This window comes from Lutimonas saemankumensis (assembly GCF_020171465.1).
Lineage (GTDB): Bacteria > Bacteroidota > Bacteroidia > Flavobacteriales > Flavobacteriaceae > Lutimonas > Lutimonas saemankumensis.
The window spans coordinates 678,922-698,849 of record NZ_JAIUZR010000004.1 but is presented as its reverse complement, the minus strand read 5'-3'; the positions used below and the strand labels follow the sequence as shown (position 1 = coordinate 698,849).

Sequence of the window (19,928 nt, the reverse complement as noted above, 5' to 3'; positions counted from 1 at the left end):
ACTAAAATACAATTTAAAGATTAATTGTAATTTTAGAAATTAGATTTGGAACATTTTCAGAACATACACGATAAGCTAAAAGCTTTTATTCGTAAGTATTACACGAATGAAATCATTAAAGGAGGAATTTTTTTTCTCTCGTTCGGTTTATTGTATTTGCTTTTGACTCTTGCGGTGGAACATTATTTCTGGCTCGAACCCCTTGCCAGAACGATTTTGTTCTGGTTGTTTATAGGAATTGAATTTTATTTCCTGTTTCGATTTATCCTTATTCCGGTAATGAAACTGATAGGAATCAGAAAAGGGATAACGAACTATGAAGCATCTCGGATAATTGGTGAGCATTTCCCTGAGGTTGAGGATAAGCTGCTGAACCTTATTCAACTTGATTCTTCAGATGCAAAAAACGAGCTGCTTCTGGCAGGCATAGAACAAAAATCAAAAGAGTTAAGGCCGATCAAATTTAGGAGGGCGGTTGTGTTCAAAAACAATATAGCATATCTAAAGTATTTATTGATTCCCGTAGTGATCTGGTTTATCGTATGGATTACAGGAAATAATTCGGTTTTTACCAAAAGCTTGAACAGGGTAGTACATCATCAGACTGCTTTTGAACCTCCGGCACCTTTTCGCTTTGTCATCCTGAATGACTCATTACAAACGGTTCAGGATCAGTCTTATGAGTTAAAATTTACAACTGAAGGCGAAGTATTTCCTGAGAATTCGAGAGTAATCATTGGAGACAATTCTTTTTATGCATCAACAGATGAGGATGGAAATATAACGTATACATTTGAATCACCACAGAACGATATTGAGTTTCGCCTTCAAGGAGGTACTGTAAGGTCCGGAAAATACAGATTGGAAGTTTTATCAGCCCCCAAGATTACCGAATTTATTATGGTACTTGATTACCCCGACTATTTGAGTAAGGCAAACGATACGATCAGAAATACGGGTAACGGATCAGTTCCGAAGGGTACCGTGGTTAACTGGATTATTGGATCTCAGAATGCAGAGACCATCGATCTTGAGGTTAAAGGGCTGAAGAAAGTATTGTTGCTCGACGGATCGAAGGATGACAATACTTTTTCTTTCACCAGGGAGGTATTACATAGTTTAACCTATGAAGTTAGATCCTCCAATGAGGAATTGAAGGATTTTGAAGTTTTGAGCTATGAGCTGGATGTGGTGAATGATGAATTTCCGAATATAAATGTACAATCGGATATTGATTCTGTCAGCAGGGGCCCGATACAGTTTAGAGGTCAATTAACCGATGATTACGGAATATCAAGGGTACAAATTGTGGCTAAGGATTTACAAAATGGAAAATTAAGTCAGGGTCAGATTGATTCCGGAAACACTGACTTTGAGGAATTCTTTTATGTATTTCCACAAGGAATACTCTTGGAAGAGGGGCATTCTTATGAATTGTATTTTGAAGTTTTTGATAATGATGCAATCAGTGGGCCTAAAAAAACGAAATCCAGAAGCTTCACTTATCGATATATGACGCAAGAGGAGGAGGAGGAAGAAATACTTCAGGAGCAAATGGATGGAATTCATAAAATGGAGGATTCTAAAGATTCAGGTGAGGAGTTAGAAAAATCCCTCGAAGAGTTTTCAAAGAAATTAAAAAACAAAGAGGAAACGGACTGGAACGATAAGAAAGAGTTAGAAAATTTTCTGGAGAGACAGAAGTCATATGATCAAATGATTGAGAAAAATGCCGAGAAAATGATGGATAATCTTGATGAAGTAAATCCTGATGATCAAGAATCTTTAAAGGATAGGCAAGAAGAGCTGAAAAAGCGATGGGATGAGCTTTCGGATTATAAAGAGAAGGAAGAACTTATCAAAGAGTTAGAAGAGTTGGCTGAAAAGCTTCAAAAAGAAGATCTCTTGGAGAAAATTGACAAGCTAAAAGAGCAAAGCAAGCAGGAAAAGAGATCACTGGAAAGGATTTTGGAACTTACCAAACAGTTTTATGTTGAAAAAAAATCGGCTCAGATCATCAGTAAACTAAAGGAACTTTCTGAAGAGCAGCTGGATCTGAGTACGGAAAATATGAATTCAACAAATGAACAGGAAAAGTTGAACCAAAAGTTTGATTCGTTACAGAAAGATTTTGAAGCGTTAAGGAAACAGAACGAAGACCTGAAACAACCGATGGATTTGTTTGAGAGTAAACCTGATGAGAAGTTGATAGAAATGGATATGGAAAAGGCTAAAGAGCTATTGGAGAAAAGTGAAGCGGGTGAAGATCTGAAGAAAGAGGACAACATGAACAAGGCCAAAGAAAAACAAAGGCAGGCATCGAACAGGATGAAGGAGCTGAGTAAGAAGATGGAATCTGGGTTAATGGAGATGGAGATGCAGGGCGTTCAGGAGAATATAGAAGATTTACAGCAAATTCTAAAAAACTTATTGCTTTTTTCAATGGATCAGGAAGAACTGATGCTTTCATTTGATCAGGTGGATTCCAGGAGTGCTGATTTTCCAAAAAAACTAAAAGAGCAGATCAAACTAAAAGAGCATTTTGAACATATCGATGACAGTCTTTATGCATTATCACTTAGAATGTTTGAATTGAGTTCTACGATTCAGGAAGATCTGAGTAATGCACATTATAATTTGGATAAGTCATTAGAGAATATAGCTGAAAACAGGATTCAGCAGGGCATGAGTAATCAGCAATATACCATGACATCAGCGAATAATCTGGCTGATTTACTAAGTGACATGCTTCAGAATTTGCAAAACCAAAAACCTGGTTCTGGCCAGGGAAAGGGCAAGGAAGGGGAAATGAATTTACCCGATATAATAAAACAGCAACAAGAGATTATGCAGAAGATGGAAAAGGGAATGCAAGGTAAAGAAGGAAAGGGCAAAAAAGGAAAAGAGGCCTTGAGTGGAGAACAATTTCAATTATTTCAGGAGCAAAGAATGCTAAGAGAGGAGTTACAGGAACTTATGAATGAAGAAGGTTCAGGTAGCAAAGAAGGGAAAAAGGCTCTTGATCAAATGGAAGAACTTGAAAAGTTATTATTGGAGAAGGGCATAACAAATGAAACACTAAGACGAATGCAGGAACTTGAGCATGAGTTGCTGGAGCTTGAAAATGCGGATTTAACGAGAAATAAGGACAAAAAAAGGAAATCTGAAACGAACAGGCTGGAAGAATCAAATCGCGAGATTAAGGCTCTGGAAGAATTGTATAGGAGGGAAGCAGAGGATGAACAGTTAAAAAGAAAAAGACTTGATTTGTCACCCGATTACAAGGCCAAGGTTAAAGAATATTTTGATCAGGAAATAAATAGATAATGATAACATATAATTTTGTTGGAGAATTTCAGCTTGAAGAAGAAGATCATGTTACGAGCTGGATTGAATTTGTTTTAGATGAAGAGCACAAAGAATTAGGAGAGCTGAATTACATTTTTTGTGATGATGATTATCTTTTGGATATTAATATTAAAGATTTGAAACACAATACATTAACAGATATTATTAGTTTTGATTACACCTTAGGATCAGTGGTTTCAGGAGACATTTATATTTCTTTTGAAAGGGTAATTGATAACGCTCAAGAATTGGGTGTTGTATTTAGAGATGAGTTGCACCGGGTTATGGTTCACGGCGTTCTTCATTATTGCGGATACCGCGATAAGAGCATTGAAGAGAAGGTGGAAATGAGGAAGAAAGAGGATTATTACTTATCTTTGCGCACTTTTTGAAATGGATAGATGATGTTCCACGTGAAACAATTGAAATGAACTTATTTGAATCAACATATGATGTTATAGTAGTAGGAGGAGGCCACGCAGGAAGCGAGGCGGCAGCCGCTGCTGCGAATCTTGGAAGCAGGACCCTATTGATTACGATGAGTCTTCAGAATATAGCTCAAATGAGTTGTAACCCTGCAATGGGTGGAATTGCTAAGGGGCAGATTGTAAGGGAGATTGATGCGCTTGGGGGTTTTAGCGGAATAGTTACGGATAAAACAGCTATACAGTTCAAGATGCTCAATAAGTCTAAAGGACCGGCAATGTGGAGTCCAAGAGCACAAAGTGACAGAATGAGGTTTGCAGAAGAGTGGAGGTTACACTTGGAACAGACTGATAATCTGGACATGTTTCAGGATTCCGTTAATGGATTGATTTTTGAAGGAGATAGAGTAACCGGAGTACGAACCCAATTAGGGTTGGATATTTATGCCAGAACTGTAATTGTTACGGCGGGGACTTTTTTAAACGGCAGAATACATATAGGAGAAAAGACTTTTGGGGGTGGCAGAGCGGGAGAAGGTGCTTCAAAAGGTATTACAGAAGATTTGGTTGCCAAAGGTTTTGAGTCTGGCAGGATGAAAACAGGAACTCCTCCAAGAGTGGATGCAAGATCCCTGGATTTTTCAAAGATGATCGAGCAACCTGGTGATGAAGTTACTTCAAAATTTTCTTATCTGGACACTGATAAACTAAGTGACCAAAGATCATGCTATATGTCATACACTTCTCCTGAGGTACATGAGTTGCTTAAAGAAGGTTTTGAAAATTCTCCTATGTATACGGGAAGAATTAAAGGTATTGGGCCACGTTATTGCCCATCCATAGAAGATAAGATTGACCGTTTTGCAAGCAAGGACAGGCATCAGATTTTTGTTGAGCCAGAGGGTTGGAATACCACTGAGATTTACGTTAATGGGTTTTCGACATCACTTCCCCATGAGGTACAGTATAAAGCTTTAAAAAAGGTTGCCGGGTTTGAAAATGTCAAGTTTTTAAGATTTGGTTATGCCATTGAATATGATTATTTCCCGCCAACACAGCTGAAGAGAACCCTTGAGACTAAGCTCGTGGAAAATTTGTATTTCGCTGGGCAGATAAACGGAACGACCGGGTATGAAGAAGCAGCAGCGCAAGGTTTGATGGCTGGTATAAATGCAACTTTGAAACTTAAGGGTGAATCGCCTTTTATTCTCCAGAGAGATGAAGCATATATTGGTGTTTTAATTGATGATCTTATTACGAAGGGAACTGAGGAGCCGTACAGAATGTTTACATCAAGGGCGGAATACAGGACATTGTTGCGACAGGATAATGCTGATTTAAGACTGACTCCTCGAGCATTCAAAATTGGTTTGGCATCTAAAGAAAGAATGGATCGTGTGCTGGAGAAGCAGAGAAAAACAGATCTGTTTGTTCAGTTTTTAAAACAAACGAGTATACTTCCTGAGGAGGTGAATCCTATTTTGGAAGAAAAGGAAACTGCTCCGATTAGGCAGTCAATGAAAATGTTTAAAATAGCCTCAAGGCCTCAACTTAATTTTGATGATGTAAAAAGGTTTCCGAAGGTAAATGAATTTATGTTAGAGAATGATATTGATGAAGAGGTTCTCGAGCAGACGGAAATACATGTTAAATATTCAGGGTATATTGAAAAAGAAAAGAATTCTGCTGATAAATTACAGCGATTAGAGAATATTAAGATTCCGGAAAATTTCGACTATCAAAAGATTCAGTCGATTTCTTATGAAGCTCGTGAAAAACTTTCAAAGATACAGCCCTCAACAATCTCTCAGGCAAGTAGAATTTCGGGGGTTTCCCCAAGCGATGTTTCTGTACTCCTGGTCTACATGGGCCGCTAACTATTATACCAAATAGCAATTTGATAATGAGCAACGAGAACTCAGGTCTTGAACCTTACGTAAGTAAAGAGAATTTAAAACCGTTTTTGAAGTGTTTGGATTACACTGTTTCACGTGAAACGTTTGAGCTTTTAATCGATCCTGAAACAGAATTGCTGGTAACTTTTCCGAGGCCGTCTGAAAAGGATCTCCCTGCTTATTACGAAAGTGAGGAATACATTTCGCATACGGATTCAACGAAGTCACTGATGGATAAGGTTTACCAAATGGTCAAATCTTATTCAATAAAACGAAAGCTTAAACTGGTTAATTCAAACACAAGTCAGAAGGGGAAAATACTTGATGTTGGATGTGGAACCGGAGATTTTTTAGAAGGATGTCTTAGAGATCAATGGAAAGTTACAGGAATAGAACCGAACCCAAAGGCTACAGTTTTTGCTGAAAAAAAAGTTGGGCCAGAAGGAAGGCTGTTTAGAGATATCAAGGAAATAAAAGAGGATGAATACGGATCTTATGATGTCATAACAATGTGGCACGTATTGGAGCACGTACCGAACCTGTTGGAATATATCGACTTGTTGAAGAATTTACTTAAGAAGGATGGCTGTTTAATTATCGCTGTTCCAAATTATCAAAGTTATGACGCAAAATATTACAATGAGTTTTGGGCGGCTTATGACGTTCCTCGACATTTATGGCACTTTAGCCAAAAATCTATTCATAAGTTATTTTCTGCGAAAAACTTTGAGGTTGTAAAAACATTACCTTTGATATTTGATTCGTTTTATGTCAGCTTGCTCTCAGAAAAATATAAATACGGAAGCTCGAATTTGATCAGGGCTTTTAAGACGGGCCTGATGTCAAATCTGAAAGCAAGAAGTAGCGGAAACTACTCTTCACTTATCTATTTGTTGAAAAACAGCTAATAATTCATTTTAAGCCGTTTTAAGAGACTTTAAATGGTAAGGACTACAATTTACCCTAAAACTCTCGCAACGCTCTTAGATTGCATATAGCAAACCCTCTTTCTATAAACGTTACTTATTCATTTCAAAAACGCAATAAGAATCATTTATTCTTTCAATTATTAATTACTTGTACTTTTTGATCATTAATCAAATCATTATTTTACATTTGCCTCACTAAATCAAAATTTAATTAACATGAAAAAATTAGCAGTAGTATTTTCTCTAATGATGATGATGGCCTCCTGTAACCAGGTTAAGATAGCTTATGTTGATGTGGAGGAAATATTAAAAGAGTATGATGGGGCCAAGAAGGCTGAAGAGGACATGAAGGTAAAATCGCAGGAAATTTCACAGCAGTTAGATCAATTGGCACAGCCTCTTCAGGAGAAAATCCAGGAGTATCAGAAAAACAAGGATAATTTATCTGCTTCTGCGCGTCAGAAGAAAGAATCGGAATTAATGCAAGAGCAGCAAATGTTTCAGCAGCAACAGCAAATGGCTCAGCAACAAGTCCAGGCAGAGGGACAAAGGATATTTGAAGAAATGAATTCTGATATTGAATCATTTTTGAAAGAATTTGGTGAGTCAAATGGATACACTTACATTTTGGGATCTTCCATGCAGACTAAAAGCGTATTGTACGGAGAGGCCTCTCTGAATATTACTGAGGCCGTAATAGATGCGTTAAACGAAAGCTACGCATCTGAGGCCACTGAAGATGCGAAGTCTACTGAAGTTACGGAAACTCCTAATGATTCTGAATCAGCAAAGGAACCTGCTCCGGTCAACTAAAAGATTTATTCAATAGCTAAAAAAGCTCTGCTCTGCAGGGCTTTTTTTATGCCCATTGATTTGATAAATATTTTAAAATTCCCGATGCCATATAATTTTATCGAGTTTTCTACGTTATTAACACACTGTTGATAAGTTAAAGGTTTTGGGCTCTGAGATAGAAATAAAATTATTCAAAACACCCATTTCTAAGATCAACAAAAGTGTTAACAATAATAACCAGAATTACAAACAAATTAATTTAGTATTTATGAAAAGGGGATTCATATTATTTTTTGTTTTAGCATGTTTTTTGAAAGTTACTGGTCAATCAACCGGTAAGTATCAGATTAAGTTTCTTGAAGTGAATAAGAAGAACTCTGATTATGGTGTTGCCATATTGGATGAGAATAAACTTATATTTACTTCTGCTGACCACAAAGTAACAACAGCTAGAAAAAATTATAATCCGAGAAAAGATCTTTATTCAGGAGATATAGATTTTGATGGAGAGATTAAAAATGTAGAACGTGTTACAAAAGAGATTAACAAGAGAGTTAATCAAACAGGAGTAACTTATACTAAGGATCGAAAAACAGTTTACTTCAGTAGAAATAAATACAAAAGGAAACTGAAAAAACAAAAGCTTGAAAAAAATCAACGCCTTATTTTATACAAAGCCGATGTTGCAGCGGATGGTTCCTGGAAAAGAATAAAAAAATTACCTTTTAATAAAAAGAAAACCTCTTCAGGCTATCCAGTCTTAAGTGCTGATGACAGCAAATTATATTTTGTTTCAGATCGGTTACCTTCAAAAGGTAAGTCCGATATTTTTGTTGTTGATATTTTAAAGGAAGGAAACTATAGTAAGCCCCGAAACTTGGGTTCCTTCGTAAACACAGATGGAAACGAAACTACACCATTTATTACTGAAGACAATATACTTTATTTCTCATCAGACGGTCATGAAGGTGAAGGAAAATTAGATGTATTTGCTGTAGAAGTTTATGAGAATGGAACTTCAGAGCCCTATCATCTGGCTTCTCCTATTAATAGTATAAATGATGATTTTGCTTACATCGTAAACAAAGATAACAACCAGGGATTTTTTACTTCTAACAGATTGCAGGGTGACGGTTTTAATGATCTTTATTCATTTACTCTTAAAGAAGATGTAAGGCCTTCCGACTGTTTTATTACTGTAGATGGTAAGGTACGGGATAAAGAATCTTATAAAGCCCTTGCAGGAGCCACTGTAGACTTGTATTCTATTGACGGTAAGCTACTTGAGTCTGTTGACACTTATAGTGACGGGACCTACCACTTTACAGTTTCATGTGCCAAAGAATACCAGTTAATAGCCTCTAACCCAAATTATCTTGATGATAAAAAACGTATCGAGATCCTGGAAGAAAATTATCATTCTGCGCTACATACAAATATGAATTTGAGCAGAATTGAAAAGAAACCTGTCATTGATAAGTTGTCGCCAATTTATTACGAGTTTGACGCTTATAACATCACACCGGATGCGGCTGAGGAAATGGACAGAATCGCTGAGGTTATGCTGGAAAATGAAAACCTTATTATAGAAGCATCTTCATTCACTGATTCAAGAGGTACGGATGCCTATAACATGGAGCTTTCAAAAAGACGTGCACGAGCAGCTGTAGAATACCTTAAGTCTAAAGGAATTGATGAAAGCCGAATCCGATCTAAAGGTTATGGCGAGGATAAATTGATGAATCAATGTGTCAACGGTATTGACTGTACAGATGAGTCCCATCAGATGAACCGTAGAACAGAATTCAATTTTGTAAAAATTCCGGCGGATAAAAAGAAGAAACCATCTTCAGCAAAGACTAAAGTTGCTTTTCAAAGCAAGAAGTCGGTTCGTCCAATTGAAGTAAAAGCTGAAAGTCTTCAAAAGGTGGATACCGAATCTAAAGTGACTTTAAGTGAGGTTTCAGTGAAACCTGTTAAAAAAGAAGTTGAAGTAACCTCTGTCGCTGCTGTCGAGGAAGTAAGATCTCCCGAAAAAGAACAACCTGTTTTGGAAAAATCTTCTCCTATTAAAGGTACAAAATCGGAATCACTGGTTGTGGCAGAAACTAAAAATACGATCGTGGCTCCTGAGATGGACGCGAAGAAAATGGCCAAACCAGAACCTGTTGTTGCCATGGTAAAAGAAGAAGCTATCGAATCAGAAGAAATTACTTCTGTACCTGAAGAAGAAATTACCGAAGAAACAGCTCAAGTTAAGGATGCGCGAGCAGTTGCTCCCGCCATTGCATCAGTAGATAAAATTAAAAATGACAAACCTACAGGTAAAAACAAAAACGAAAGTGGGAAAATTGACAAGGAAACTTTAGCGGTTTCCAGTGAAAAAGAAAAAGAACAAACAAATGAGAATGCTATCAAGGAGGCAGTTGTTATCAATTACAATTCATCCATTGTAGCGACTAATCCTGAAAGTAATAAGGTGCTGAATTATATTGGTACAGAAAAGGTCAAAATGATTGAACAACTTTCTGATCTGGAAAAGAAATACGATGAGGCGATTCCAAAGTATCCCAAGCTTTCAGATTCCCTTAGGGTTCAGAAAGACAAAATACGCGAGATCATTACAAATGCCGAGAATCTGGAAGAAACAGGATGGTCCGATATCATAGCCTACAAAAACAACGTATTGCATTTTAAAAGGAAGTTCAGGGATCTAATGGTTCAGAACAGCAGAAACAGAGTTTCCGGTACTACCTCACGAATAGAAAGACAATTGGCCCGAGCTCCGGAAAAGACGGAATTAAATACGGTTGCACAAGTTGAAAAGCCCAAGGCGAAAATTGCCGAGATGGAAGAGACTTTAAGCGTTGACGATATTCAAATTACCGCCATGAAAAAAAATGGTAAGGGAAAATATCAAAAGACCAGCAGTGCCAACAAAACGGATTTGATCAAAGTATCCTTCAAGCTTCGAAGCAATGAAAAGGTTGATTCGGGAAGAAAAGAAGCGCATCTGGTTCTTCAGAACCCGGAAGGAAAGGTTGAAGAAGCCAAGGGTATTTTTACGGTTAAGAATACCGAGAAACAATCGAAATATACTGATCATGCTATAATCAATTATAATAATCACGATGTTGATGTAACGATGTTTATTCAGAGAAAAGGAGAGAATTTTGAAAAAGGTGTTTATCCGATCAAGGTTTTCCTTGAGGGGGAATTAATGGCCGTGACCAAATTAGATCTCCAAAACCCTTACTAGAACAAGTTAATTCAACCGTATTAAGATTGATTGAATAAGATCGTAATTATAAATCAAAGTGATAGCCCTGGAATCCGCCAGGGCTATTTTTTTAGTACATTATCAGAGAATAAATTGACATCCCTGTATGGAATAGATGACAGGATTTTAAAGGATTTAAATATCTTTGATAAAAATTCCAAAAAATGCCCGTTTTTGCTAAAAAACACATTTTATATTTCCTTATTCTGTTCGTCGCTTTCCAAAGTCTTTCGGGTCAAACTGATTTTAGCAACACATGGGAAGATTATTTCTCTTACAATAATGTCAAGGATTTTTTTATAAATGATGAAAACATTTATGCAATTGCCGACAATGCCGCATTTATTTATGTTAATCAATTCGATGAAATCCAAAAGATTTCCTCTGTACATGGTTTATCGGGAAAAGAAACCTCGAGCCTTTATTTTAGTCAGGAAACCAACAGGTTTGTGATAGGATACCAGAGCGGGCTCATTGAGATCATAGATGAAAAAGGTAAAATCACTGTTGCTAATGACATAGAAAGACTTGACATCACGGGCCAAAAGCAAATCAATCATATCAGTGAGCACAATGGAAAACTGTACCTGTCAACTCCTTTTGGAATCGTAGTTTATGATATTGTTAATCTGAATTTCGGTGACACCTACTATATTGATGAAAACTCCAATCCGGTTTATGTAAATGAGACCCTTGTTTATGAAGAAACAATTTATGCCGTTACAGAAAAAGGAATTTATTCTGCTGATGTTAATGACCCGAATCTGATTGATTACAACAACTGGTTGCAACCTGAGGGAGACCTGTTAGGAAATTTCAGGTCAATATCGATTTTGGAAGGTCAAATTTTTACCTGTAGTTCAAGTCTTTTATTTCAATTGATCGGAATTGATGAATTACGGCAGAGACGAAATTTCAACAGGACCATTTTGAAATTAAGATCCTCTTCCAATAGAATGGCTGTCAGCTTAAACAGATCGGCTCTTATCCTGGACAAGGACTTGACATTGGTCTATGAGGCCAAAGGAACTGATCGTTATGATTTTGAGTTAAACAGCTCTTTTGCAAAAGGTGATGAAATATACCTTGCAACCAAAAACTTTGGGGTTTTAAAAAAGAGTTTTTCTGATTTAGTGTATCGAGAGATTCATCCGGATGGCCCCTCATCGAATAAGGTTTTTTCAATTGAGGCCATGAACAATAACTTGTGGGTCGTATATGGAGGTTATAATCTGTCTTTTGACCCTCTGAATAAAAAACTTGGATTCTCTCATTATAACGGATCTGCCCTGGAAACATCAGCATGGGTAAATGTGGATTATAACGAAGCATTTCCTGCTCAGGATCTTGTGAATATTACACTGGACCCTGAGACCGAAAACAAGGCCTATTTGAGCTCGTGGGGAAGCGGAATGATGGTTGTTGAAGATGATATGCCACAGATCATATGGGATGACACTAACAGTGGTTTGGAAGATCTGTATCAAAACGGAGGGCCCGAATCAAGTATCAGGGTAAATGGAGCAGCTTTTGACAATAGAGGAAATTTCTGGATCGCAAACGCATGGGTTCCAAAAAAATTGAAAAAATTAGACCCGGGAGGAAACTGGAGTGGCTTTGATTTGAATTCTATTATTACTGATCAAAGAGCTCTTGGCCTGACGGAACTGATAATTGATAAATCAGGGAGTATCTGGATAGGGTCAAGACGTAATGGCGCTTTAGTTTACAACGAGTCAGGAGATCGAAAAAGAGCTTTAGTTACTGAATCAACAAAAGGTTCACTGCCAGATCTAAATGTCAGGACCCTGGCGGTTGACAGAAATAACAGGATTTGGATCGGAACACAAAAAGGACTTGTGGTTTTTTCTGATGCCTCAGGACTTTTTGAGGCTGATATCTATGACGCCCAGCCGGTCATCATTGATGACAATGGAATTCCCAAACGCTTGTTGGGAGATCAGCCGGTCAACAGCATTGCCATTGACGGAGCAGAGAACAAGTGGTTTGGAACCGATACGGGAGGGGTTTTGGGCACAAATCCTTCGGGAAGTGAAACCTTGTACAATTTTAATAAAGACAATTCGCCTCTGCCGTCAAATAGTGTCTTAAAGATAAAGGTGGACGATTCAAATGGAAAAGTTTATTTCGCAACGGATAAGGGAATTGTTGCTTTCAACAGTGGAGTAGCTCCTTTTGGAGAAGCCTTAAGGGAAGTATATGCTTTTCCAAACCCGGTAAAAAAAGAGCATGAATTTGTAACCATTGATGGAAGAAACGGATCCCATTTACCCAAAGGCACGAATGTCAAAATTCTTGACATCGCAGGCCGATTGGTTTATGAGACCAATGTAGATATAGGACAGGAAATAAAGGGAGGTAAAGTGATCTGGAACAAAACCAATCTCAGAGGAAGAAAGGTTGCTTCGGGAGTGTATATTGTGCTGCTAACAAGTCCTGATAAATCAGAAACGGCTTCTACCAAAATTGCCCTTATTAATTAGCGTTTACAGCGAACTAAAAAACATGCAGATTAAAACCAAAGCGATAGTTCTTACCTCCATCAAATATGGCGAGGCTGATCTTATCGTAAAATGTTTGACTGAAGAAGGAGTAAAATCTTACCTGATCCGCAGTATTTTCCGGAGTAAAAGTAAAAAACTTCAGATTGGTTACTTTCAGCCGCTGAGTCAACTGGAAATTTCTGCATTTCACAATAATAAAGGAAATTTAAACAAGATGTCCGAAGCCAGGGTGTCCTACCTTTACACAAGTATTGGTTCCAATGTCTATAAACAGTCCATCGCTCTGTTTTTATCTGAGTGCCTGGCATATGCACTTAGAGAGGAAGAGAGAAACCCGGCACTTTTCGAATATATTGAAACCTCTTTTAAATGGCTGGATCAGCATGATTCCTATGCTAACTTTCATTTAATTTTTCTTTGGTACCTTTCCAAATTCCTGGGTATATTTCCTGACCTTGAGGGAAATAACAATAATTATTTTAACCTTGATGAAGGCAGCTTTAATGAGCTTAAGCCTCTGGGAAATTATCTTAGCGGGGATAAATTAATTTTATTTAAATCCATTATCGGCATAAAATTTGATGATATGCAAGGATTGAAATGGAGTTCAGAGTCAAGGAATCAAGTGCTCGAAATCGTATTAAAATACTATGAACTTCATTTACCGGGATTTAAAAAACCACGATCGCTAAAAGTACTAAAAGAGGTCTTTAATGAAGTTTCTTAATGCAGTATTAATTGTCCTGATTGGACATTTTTCTTTTGCGCAAAAATGTGTGATTGTAGATAAGGACTCTGAATTTCCTATTTCCAATGTTCAGATCACAAATGAAGACCGGTCGATATCTGTGGTTTCAGATCGAAATGGAATAGCGGATTTGAGTGGTTTTGAGGAAATGGAACTACTCATATTTCATCATGTGAGTTATGTTGAACTGGAATTGCTCAAAAAACAAATTAGAAAAGACTTTACAACTGTTTTTCTTCAATACAAATCGGAACTTTTAAAAGAAGTTTTCCTTTCTGCAGCCATGGGAGATCTTGAAAGAACCAGAATTGCTGAGGAGGTGGCTGTTTTTTCCAGTAAGGATATTCAAAAGGCTGTACCTCAAACCTCTGCAGATATGCTCGCGGAAATACCTGGTGTCAAAGTACAGAAGACTCAATTTGGGGGAGGTAGCCCTGTCCTTAGAGGTATGGAGGCGAACAGGATACTTTTGGTTGTGGATGGAGTTCGAATGAACAATGCCATTTATAGAAAAGGGCATTTGCAAAATTCAATTACAGTAAGCCCTAGTCAGCTGGATAAAACGGAGGTGATTTTTGGGCCGTCTTCAGTAGTTTACGGATCTGATGCCTTGGGAGGAGTTATTCATTACTACACCAGAAAGCCGGAAGTTTCGGAAAGGACCACGGTAAATCTGGATTTTTTGGGCAGGTACAGCACTGTAAATGACGAAAAGACTGCTAATGCTTCCGTAGAGTTACAGTTTGAAAATATAGCCTCTTTTACAAGTATTTCACACAGCAGCTTTGGTGATCTTAGAATGGGAGAATACAGGCCTCACGGATTCAGCAACTGGGGCCTTCAATATGAATACTCTGACAATACAAAAACATTTTACAATCCGGAACCGGTCCTAAATTCAAATCCAGATGTTCAGAGAAATGTAGGGTTTGAACAGACAGATATTCTCCAAAAGGTATTTATTCCTTTTAAAAACGGAAGTGATCTGCTGTTTAATTTGCAATTCAGTACCTCTTCGGATATCAATAGGTTTGACAAACTCACAGAAAGGAAGGACGGAATGTTGAGGTTTGCGGAATGGTATTACGGGCCACAGGAACGGTTTTTATTTTCAACCCAGTATCATATTGAACCTAACAAAAAACTGATGGATAAGGGTGGATTTACGGTGGCCTATCAGAATATCAAAGAATCCAGGGTCAGTCGTAGATTTGATTCCTTTGATCGGTCTTCTCAGTTTGAGCGAGTTCAGGTATTTAGCCTAAATGGTGATTTTACAAAAAAGGTTGATCCAAAAATAAATCGGGATTTTGGTTATGGTTTTGAAGTGGCTTACAATGATGTTAATTCTACTTCAAGAGGGGATGTGCTTCAGGTTCAGGGTAATGAAATAATAGGAGTTGAGGAGAATTATGTGGTTCAGACCCGATATCCGGATGGAGGAAGCAGTTACCTGAGCTCGGCGATTTACGCCAGTTACAGACAGGATATGGGAAAGAAGTCTACCTTGAATACAGGGCTAAGAGTAACAAATACCATTTTAAACGCCAAATGGATAGATACTACCTATATCAAATTGCCTGACAGTGACATTCAATCAATGAATACGGCGATTACTTTAACAGCGGGTTACGCCTATAAACCTAATACCAACTGGCAGATTAACGGCGTATTTTCTTCGGGCTTTAGATCACCCAACATTGATGACATTGGCAAGGTGAGGGAAAAAAGAGGGGACGTAACCGTACCCAATGCAGACTTACAACCTGAATTTGCCTATAACTTTGAGGCCGGAATGATTAAATTTTTTGATGAAAAGAAATCTTTTGTGGGGCTCACAGGTTATTATACCTTGCTAAATAATTATATCGTTAGAGCCCCTTATATACTTAACGGAAGTTCGCAAATCATTTACGATGGAGAACTTTCAAATGTGGTTGCAAACGTAAATAAAGGTAATGCTTATTTGATCGGAGGAACCTTTACCTTTAAGGGACAATTGACCAATACCTGGAATACCAGAGCAACTATAACTTATACGGAAGGTAATACCTATGATACAGAAGAACCCCTTTCTTCAATCCCACCATTATTTGGCAGGGTCGAGTTTAATTATGTAAGAAACCGAATCGAAACGGGGATGAATATGGTATTTAACGGGATTAAGAAGGCAGAGGATTACAACCTTTCTGAGGGAATTGACAATATTGAGGAAACCCCCTATTTGATCGATCAAGATGCGTATTATGGAACCCCACCCTGGTATACGCTGAATTATTACATGAGGATCAAGACGTCAAAATATGTGGACCTATTGATTAACGTAGACAATATCATGGACCATCACTATAAAGAATTCGCATCAGCGATCAGCGCTCCGGGTCGAAACTTTTCATTTACGGTAATTGGTAATTTTTAAGGCATCTCAACCTTTAAATTTAGGAATAAAAATTATTCATAAACGCGAATAATTTCTCCATTCCCTTTCCCTTCAAGGCTCCTTACATAAGCATTAACAACTTTATACATAGGAACCGGGTTATGGCCCGGAAAGAAATCTTTATATTTTTCATAGGCATCCTGGACCACTCCAGAAGCAACGACATTAATCCTGAGTTCGTTTTCGATTTCAAGAACAACAGCTTTTACAAAACTATGAAGGGCTCCATTTACCATGGCAGCACTTGTGGTTTTGATCACCGGGTCATCGGCCAGAATCCCTGTTGTAAGTGTTATTGAACCTTTTGACCGTAAATAGTGCTGAGCAATTCGAACCAGGTTAACCTGCCCCATCAATTTACTTTTTATTCCAATATAGAAGTCCTCTTCTGACAGATCTTTGAAATCGTCCCATTTTGCCTCTCCTGCAACACAAATTATGGAATCCAGAGACGGAATGGATTCGAGAACCTCTCTTATCGATTCTGAGTCGGTCAGATCAATTAAAAAATCACCATTATTTCTTCCGGCTACAAGCACTTCATGTTTTTCCTCGAAATGCTCAACAAGTCTCCTTCCGATGGTTCCTCTTCCTCCGATAATCAGGATTTTCATACCTTATGTTTTTGAAAGTTAAAATGATAGTGTTAGCTTAGTTGTTCGCTGGTTTTATGATCGGTTCATCAGGTGTAATCGGGATGTACCACACGTTTTTATCAAGATCGATGCCTCCCTGCATTAATTCAATTACCACCACATCTGCTATAGCTGCTCCTTTTTCAGACATATTTTCAAAAGTATCGAGGCCATTATCAGGGAAATTTTGTCTCGTTCTATGGATGTTAAACTTGTTGGAAAACTTTTGGCCAAAAGCCTTTTCAACACCCTCTTTTCCTATCATAAAGCCCAGGAGACCACCCCAGGTGGCTGTTGGGTTATCCGAATCCCATCCGCATAATGCTCCTATTTTAATCGTTTCGACAAGATCACCTTCCCCGTAAAGAAGACTAACAATACTTGCCGCAAAGTTAATTCCAGCTGCAAAACATCCGTTGCAATATAAATTTTTTGAAGTTAGGTCATATCCGTCTTTTCCTTCCACCTGGTACCTTTGATATACTGCGTCCCTGGCCTCTTCCCATGTGGCTCCCTCTTGATATTTTGCCTTCACAAAATCAAACATTTTTGCTGAATAAGAATTTTCCGGAAGTCTTTTCCTCGCCTCTTCTGCCATCCAATGGATTTGATCCTTTATATGATCCTCTGTATTGACTGCCGAAGCCAGTGAGTACATAATCACATAAAATTCGGAAATCCAGGCAGCATCTTCACGTGCTGTTACTCTTATCGGAAGCTCTGACATTTTTAATGCAACATCAGGACGCGCAGGGGCAAACAGCCCGAATATTTCAGTAGTCAACTGGGCATCGATCATCATGTAGTTCTCATTTTTTTCGGGAGAACTTGTTTTAGGAGGTAAAACCCCTTCTCGCATCAGATCGAAAGCCGTTTGATTCGAAACCCAAAGAAAGTTTTCTTCTTCAGCTTTTATGTGCTTTAGCCAGCCTTCCCTTATTTGTTCAGGACTTAAAATGGGAGCTTTATTTGTATAAATCAGGTGCTGATAGATATACTCAATATCTGTATCATCATCCGCTCCCCAAACACTGTCCTGGCCAATGAGAATAAAATCGATGGTTGGCGATAGGGCACTTGGAACCCCTTCTCCCCAAATACTTGGCTGGTCCGGTTGTCCCCAATCTTCTCGTGTGTAAAAATCTCCAGTTTTTAATTCACCTATACTACCGATCTTATCCATTTCAGTGATCAAACCTGTCCAGTTGGCAATGCACTGGCCCAACCAAAAACCATAGAGCTGGTTTTTATAGTCTTCCCTTGAAAGAATAATGTCACCGGGTTTTGGGTGGTATTTCGATTCAGACATCTGATCAGCCCCAGGAAGTACCTCGTCCTTTTGGTTTGAATTCTTTTTTTGGTCCAAATTACAGGAATGGAGTAAGAGAAAACCCATTACAATTAACAGAGTCAAAATTTGTTTCATCATACAAGAATTAATCTATGTCAAATGTAATGGGTTTTTGAGCTATATCCTATCTTTCAAAATACCAAAATAGCATGAATCTTACGAATCAAAACACTTGATTATTATTTCGGTTTGATATTCTGATTTACCCTAAACAAGTTGTTGGGATCGTACTTACCTTTGATCTCGACCAAACGATCATAGTTTTGGCCATAACTGTCCTTAACACGATCATGTCCTTCATCCATCATAAAGTTTGTATATGCCCCTCCCGAAGAATAGGGATGTAAGGCTTCCTGGTAACTCTTTGCCCAAGTTGTCAGCTCCTCTGCTTTGGCAGGATCAGGGTCAACACCTACAAAAACACCCGCATATTTTGCATGTCGGTATGCCCAGGGTGTATCGGTTGGTCCAGGCCGGCTGGCAGCTCCACTTATTGGATACAAATGCATTTGTGACAACGGGGTAGGAATACATGAACCAAACTTTTTGTGCTCTGCCCGGGCTTCGGCCCTCAGGTCATTAAAGAAGTCAGCTCTCCAATACCACTGCATTCCAGATGGCATTAGGCCATCAAACAAGGTTTGAACAGATGGATATGGCATTTCACCCACATGGTTGAATATCGGGTTCTTGTCTACCACAGGTTGAAAGAGCTCCTCAAATTTATTGGGGTCCCCAACATAACACCACACGATTCCACAGAATTGTTTTAGGTGTAATTCTTCAGGAAACGGAGGTCCTGGTATTATCATTGTTGCAATGAAACCATTTAATTCTTCAGGAATATCATGAATAAAGTCATGATACCACTCCATGATTTCTTCAGTCTGTTCTATGGGCCACAGGGTTGGCCCTCCAATGACAGTTTTAACCGGGTGAGCCTGAAATTTAAAAGAGGTAACAATACCAAAATTACCGCCTCCACCTCTGATTGCCCAGAAAAGATCAGAATGCTGAGATTCATTGACCGTGACAAAAGTTCCGTCTGCAAGAACCATATCAGCTTCCAGCACGTTGTCTATTGTGAGTCCAAATTTTCTTGAGAGATGTCCTACTCCTCCACCAAGGGTAAGTCCTCCTACACCTGTTGTCGAGATTATTCCGGCCGGAACCGCAAGTCCAAAAGGATGAGTAGCATGATCTACTTCTCCCCAAACGTTTCCTCCTCCTACACGAACTGTATTATTCTTCGTGTCGACACGAACGAACTTTATTCCTGACAGGTCGATCACCATACCGTCATCACAAATTCCGAGTCCGCCGCCGTTATGGCCACCACCTCGAACAGCGATCAGCAGGTTATTCTCTCTTCCATAGTTCACACAGGAAATGACATCTGCAACGTCCACACATTTTACGATCATTCCGGGTCGTTTGTCAATCATCGCGTTGTACACTTTGCGAGACTCTTCATAACCGTTATCCTGAGGGAGAATTACCTCTCCTCGAATACTGCTCTTAAATAATTCAAAATTAGATTCCATAGGTTTGATAGTT

Annotated in this window: 12 protein-coding genes; 9 read left to right on the top strand and 3 right to left on the bottom strand. The window is 38.4% G+C overall.

Annotated features, from left to right (window positions below; genetic code table 11):
• The first annotated feature begins 45 nt into the window (after nucleotides 1-45).
• The 9 genes from LCM02_RS10850 to LCM02_RS10810 all read left to right on the top strand — a co-directional run bounded on the left by LCM02_RS10850 (nucleotide 46) and on the right by LCM02_RS10810 (nucleotide 16,364).
• Nucleotides 46-3,327, top strand: a complete 3,282-nt coding sequence (locus LCM02_RS10850) for a DUF4175 family protein (RefSeq protein WP_224929456.1) — start codon at nucleotides 46-48, stop codon at nucleotides 3,325-3,327.
• Complete coding sequence (gene ybeY / locus LCM02_RS10845; RefSeq protein ID WP_224929453.1) at nucleotides 3,327-3,740, top strand: rRNA maturation RNase YbeY; 414 nt, start codon at nucleotides 3,327-3,329, stop codon at nucleotides 3,738-3,740. The genes LCM02_RS10850 and ybeY overlap by 1 nt, the downstream gene beginning before the upstream one ends.
• 35 nt (nucleotides 3,741-3,775) lie before the next feature.
• Complete coding sequence (gene mnmG / locus LCM02_RS10840; RefSeq protein WP_224929450.1) at nucleotides 3,776-5,650, top strand: tRNA uridine-5-carboxymethylaminomethyl(34) synthesis enzyme MnmG; 1,875 nt, start codon at nucleotides 3,776-3,778, stop codon at nucleotides 5,648-5,650.
• Nucleotides 5,651-5,676: 26 nt separating this feature from the next.
• Nucleotides 5,677-6,576, top strand: a complete 900-nt coding sequence (locus LCM02_RS10835) for a class I SAM-dependent methyltransferase (RefSeq protein ID WP_224929447.1) — start codon at nucleotides 5,677-5,679, stop codon at nucleotides 6,574-6,576.
• Nucleotides 6,577-6,813: 237 nt separating this feature from the next.
• The gene (locus LCM02_RS10830) at nucleotides 6,814-7,410 is read left to right on the top strand and encodes an OmpH family outer membrane protein (RefSeq protein ID WP_224929444.1); all 597 of its coding nucleotides are present in this window, start codon (nucleotides 6,814-6,816) and stop codon (nucleotides 7,408-7,410) included.
• A 250-nt stretch (nucleotides 7,411-7,660) separates the two neighbouring features.
• Entirely contained in the window at nucleotides 7,661-10,651 is a 2,991-nt protein-coding gene (locus tag LCM02_RS10825; RefSeq protein WP_224929442.1) for an OmpA family protein, read from the top strand.
• 185 nt (nucleotides 10,652-10,836) lie between these two features.
• Nucleotides 10,837-13,176: a type IX secretion system anionic LPS delivery protein PorZ gene (porZ, locus tag LCM02_RS10820; protein WP_224929439.1), complete on the top strand. Its 2,340-nt coding sequence runs from the start codon at nucleotides 10,837-10,839 to the stop codon at nucleotides 13,174-13,176.
• 22 nt (nucleotides 13,177-13,198) lie between these two features.
• Nucleotides 13,199-13,924 (top strand): DNA repair protein RecO, encoded by a 726-nt coding sequence (gene recO / locus LCM02_RS10815; RefSeq protein WP_224929436.1) that lies wholly within the window; start codon nucleotides 13,199-13,201, stop codon nucleotides 13,922-13,924.
• Nucleotides 13,911-16,364: a TonB-dependent receptor plug domain-containing protein gene (locus LCM02_RS10810; RefSeq protein ID WP_224929433.1), complete on the top strand. Its 2,454-nt coding sequence runs from the start codon at nucleotides 13,911-13,913 to the stop codon at nucleotides 16,362-16,364. The genes recO and LCM02_RS10810 overlap by 14 nt, the downstream gene beginning before the upstream one ends.
• A gap of 32 nt (nucleotides 16,365-16,396) precedes the next feature.
• Here the strand turns inward: LCM02_RS10810 and LCM02_RS10805 are convergent, their stop codons facing one another.
• From LCM02_RS10805 to LCM02_RS10795, 3 genes are all read right to left on the bottom strand, one after another.
• Nucleotides 16,397-16,999, bottom strand: a complete 603-nt coding sequence (locus LCM02_RS10805; protein ID WP_224929430.1) for a short chain dehydrogenase — start codon at nucleotides 16,997-16,999, stop codon at nucleotides 16,397-16,399.
• A gap of 37 nt (nucleotides 17,000-17,036) precedes the next feature.
• Nucleotides 17,037-18,446 carry an ADP-ribosylglycohydrolase family protein gene (locus tag LCM02_RS10800; protein ID WP_224929427.1) on the bottom strand — a complete coding sequence of 470 codons (1,410 nt, stop codon included), beginning with the start codon at nucleotides 18,444-18,446 and terminating at the stop codon, nucleotides 17,037-17,039.
• Nucleotides 18,447-18,550: 104 nt separating this feature from the next.
• Complete coding sequence (locus LCM02_RS10795) at nucleotides 18,551-19,915, bottom strand: FAD-binding oxidoreductase (RefSeq protein WP_224929424.1); 1,365 nt, start codon at nucleotides 19,913-19,915, stop codon at nucleotides 18,551-18,553.
• Between the last annotated feature and the right edge of the window lie 13 nt (nucleotides 19,916-19,928).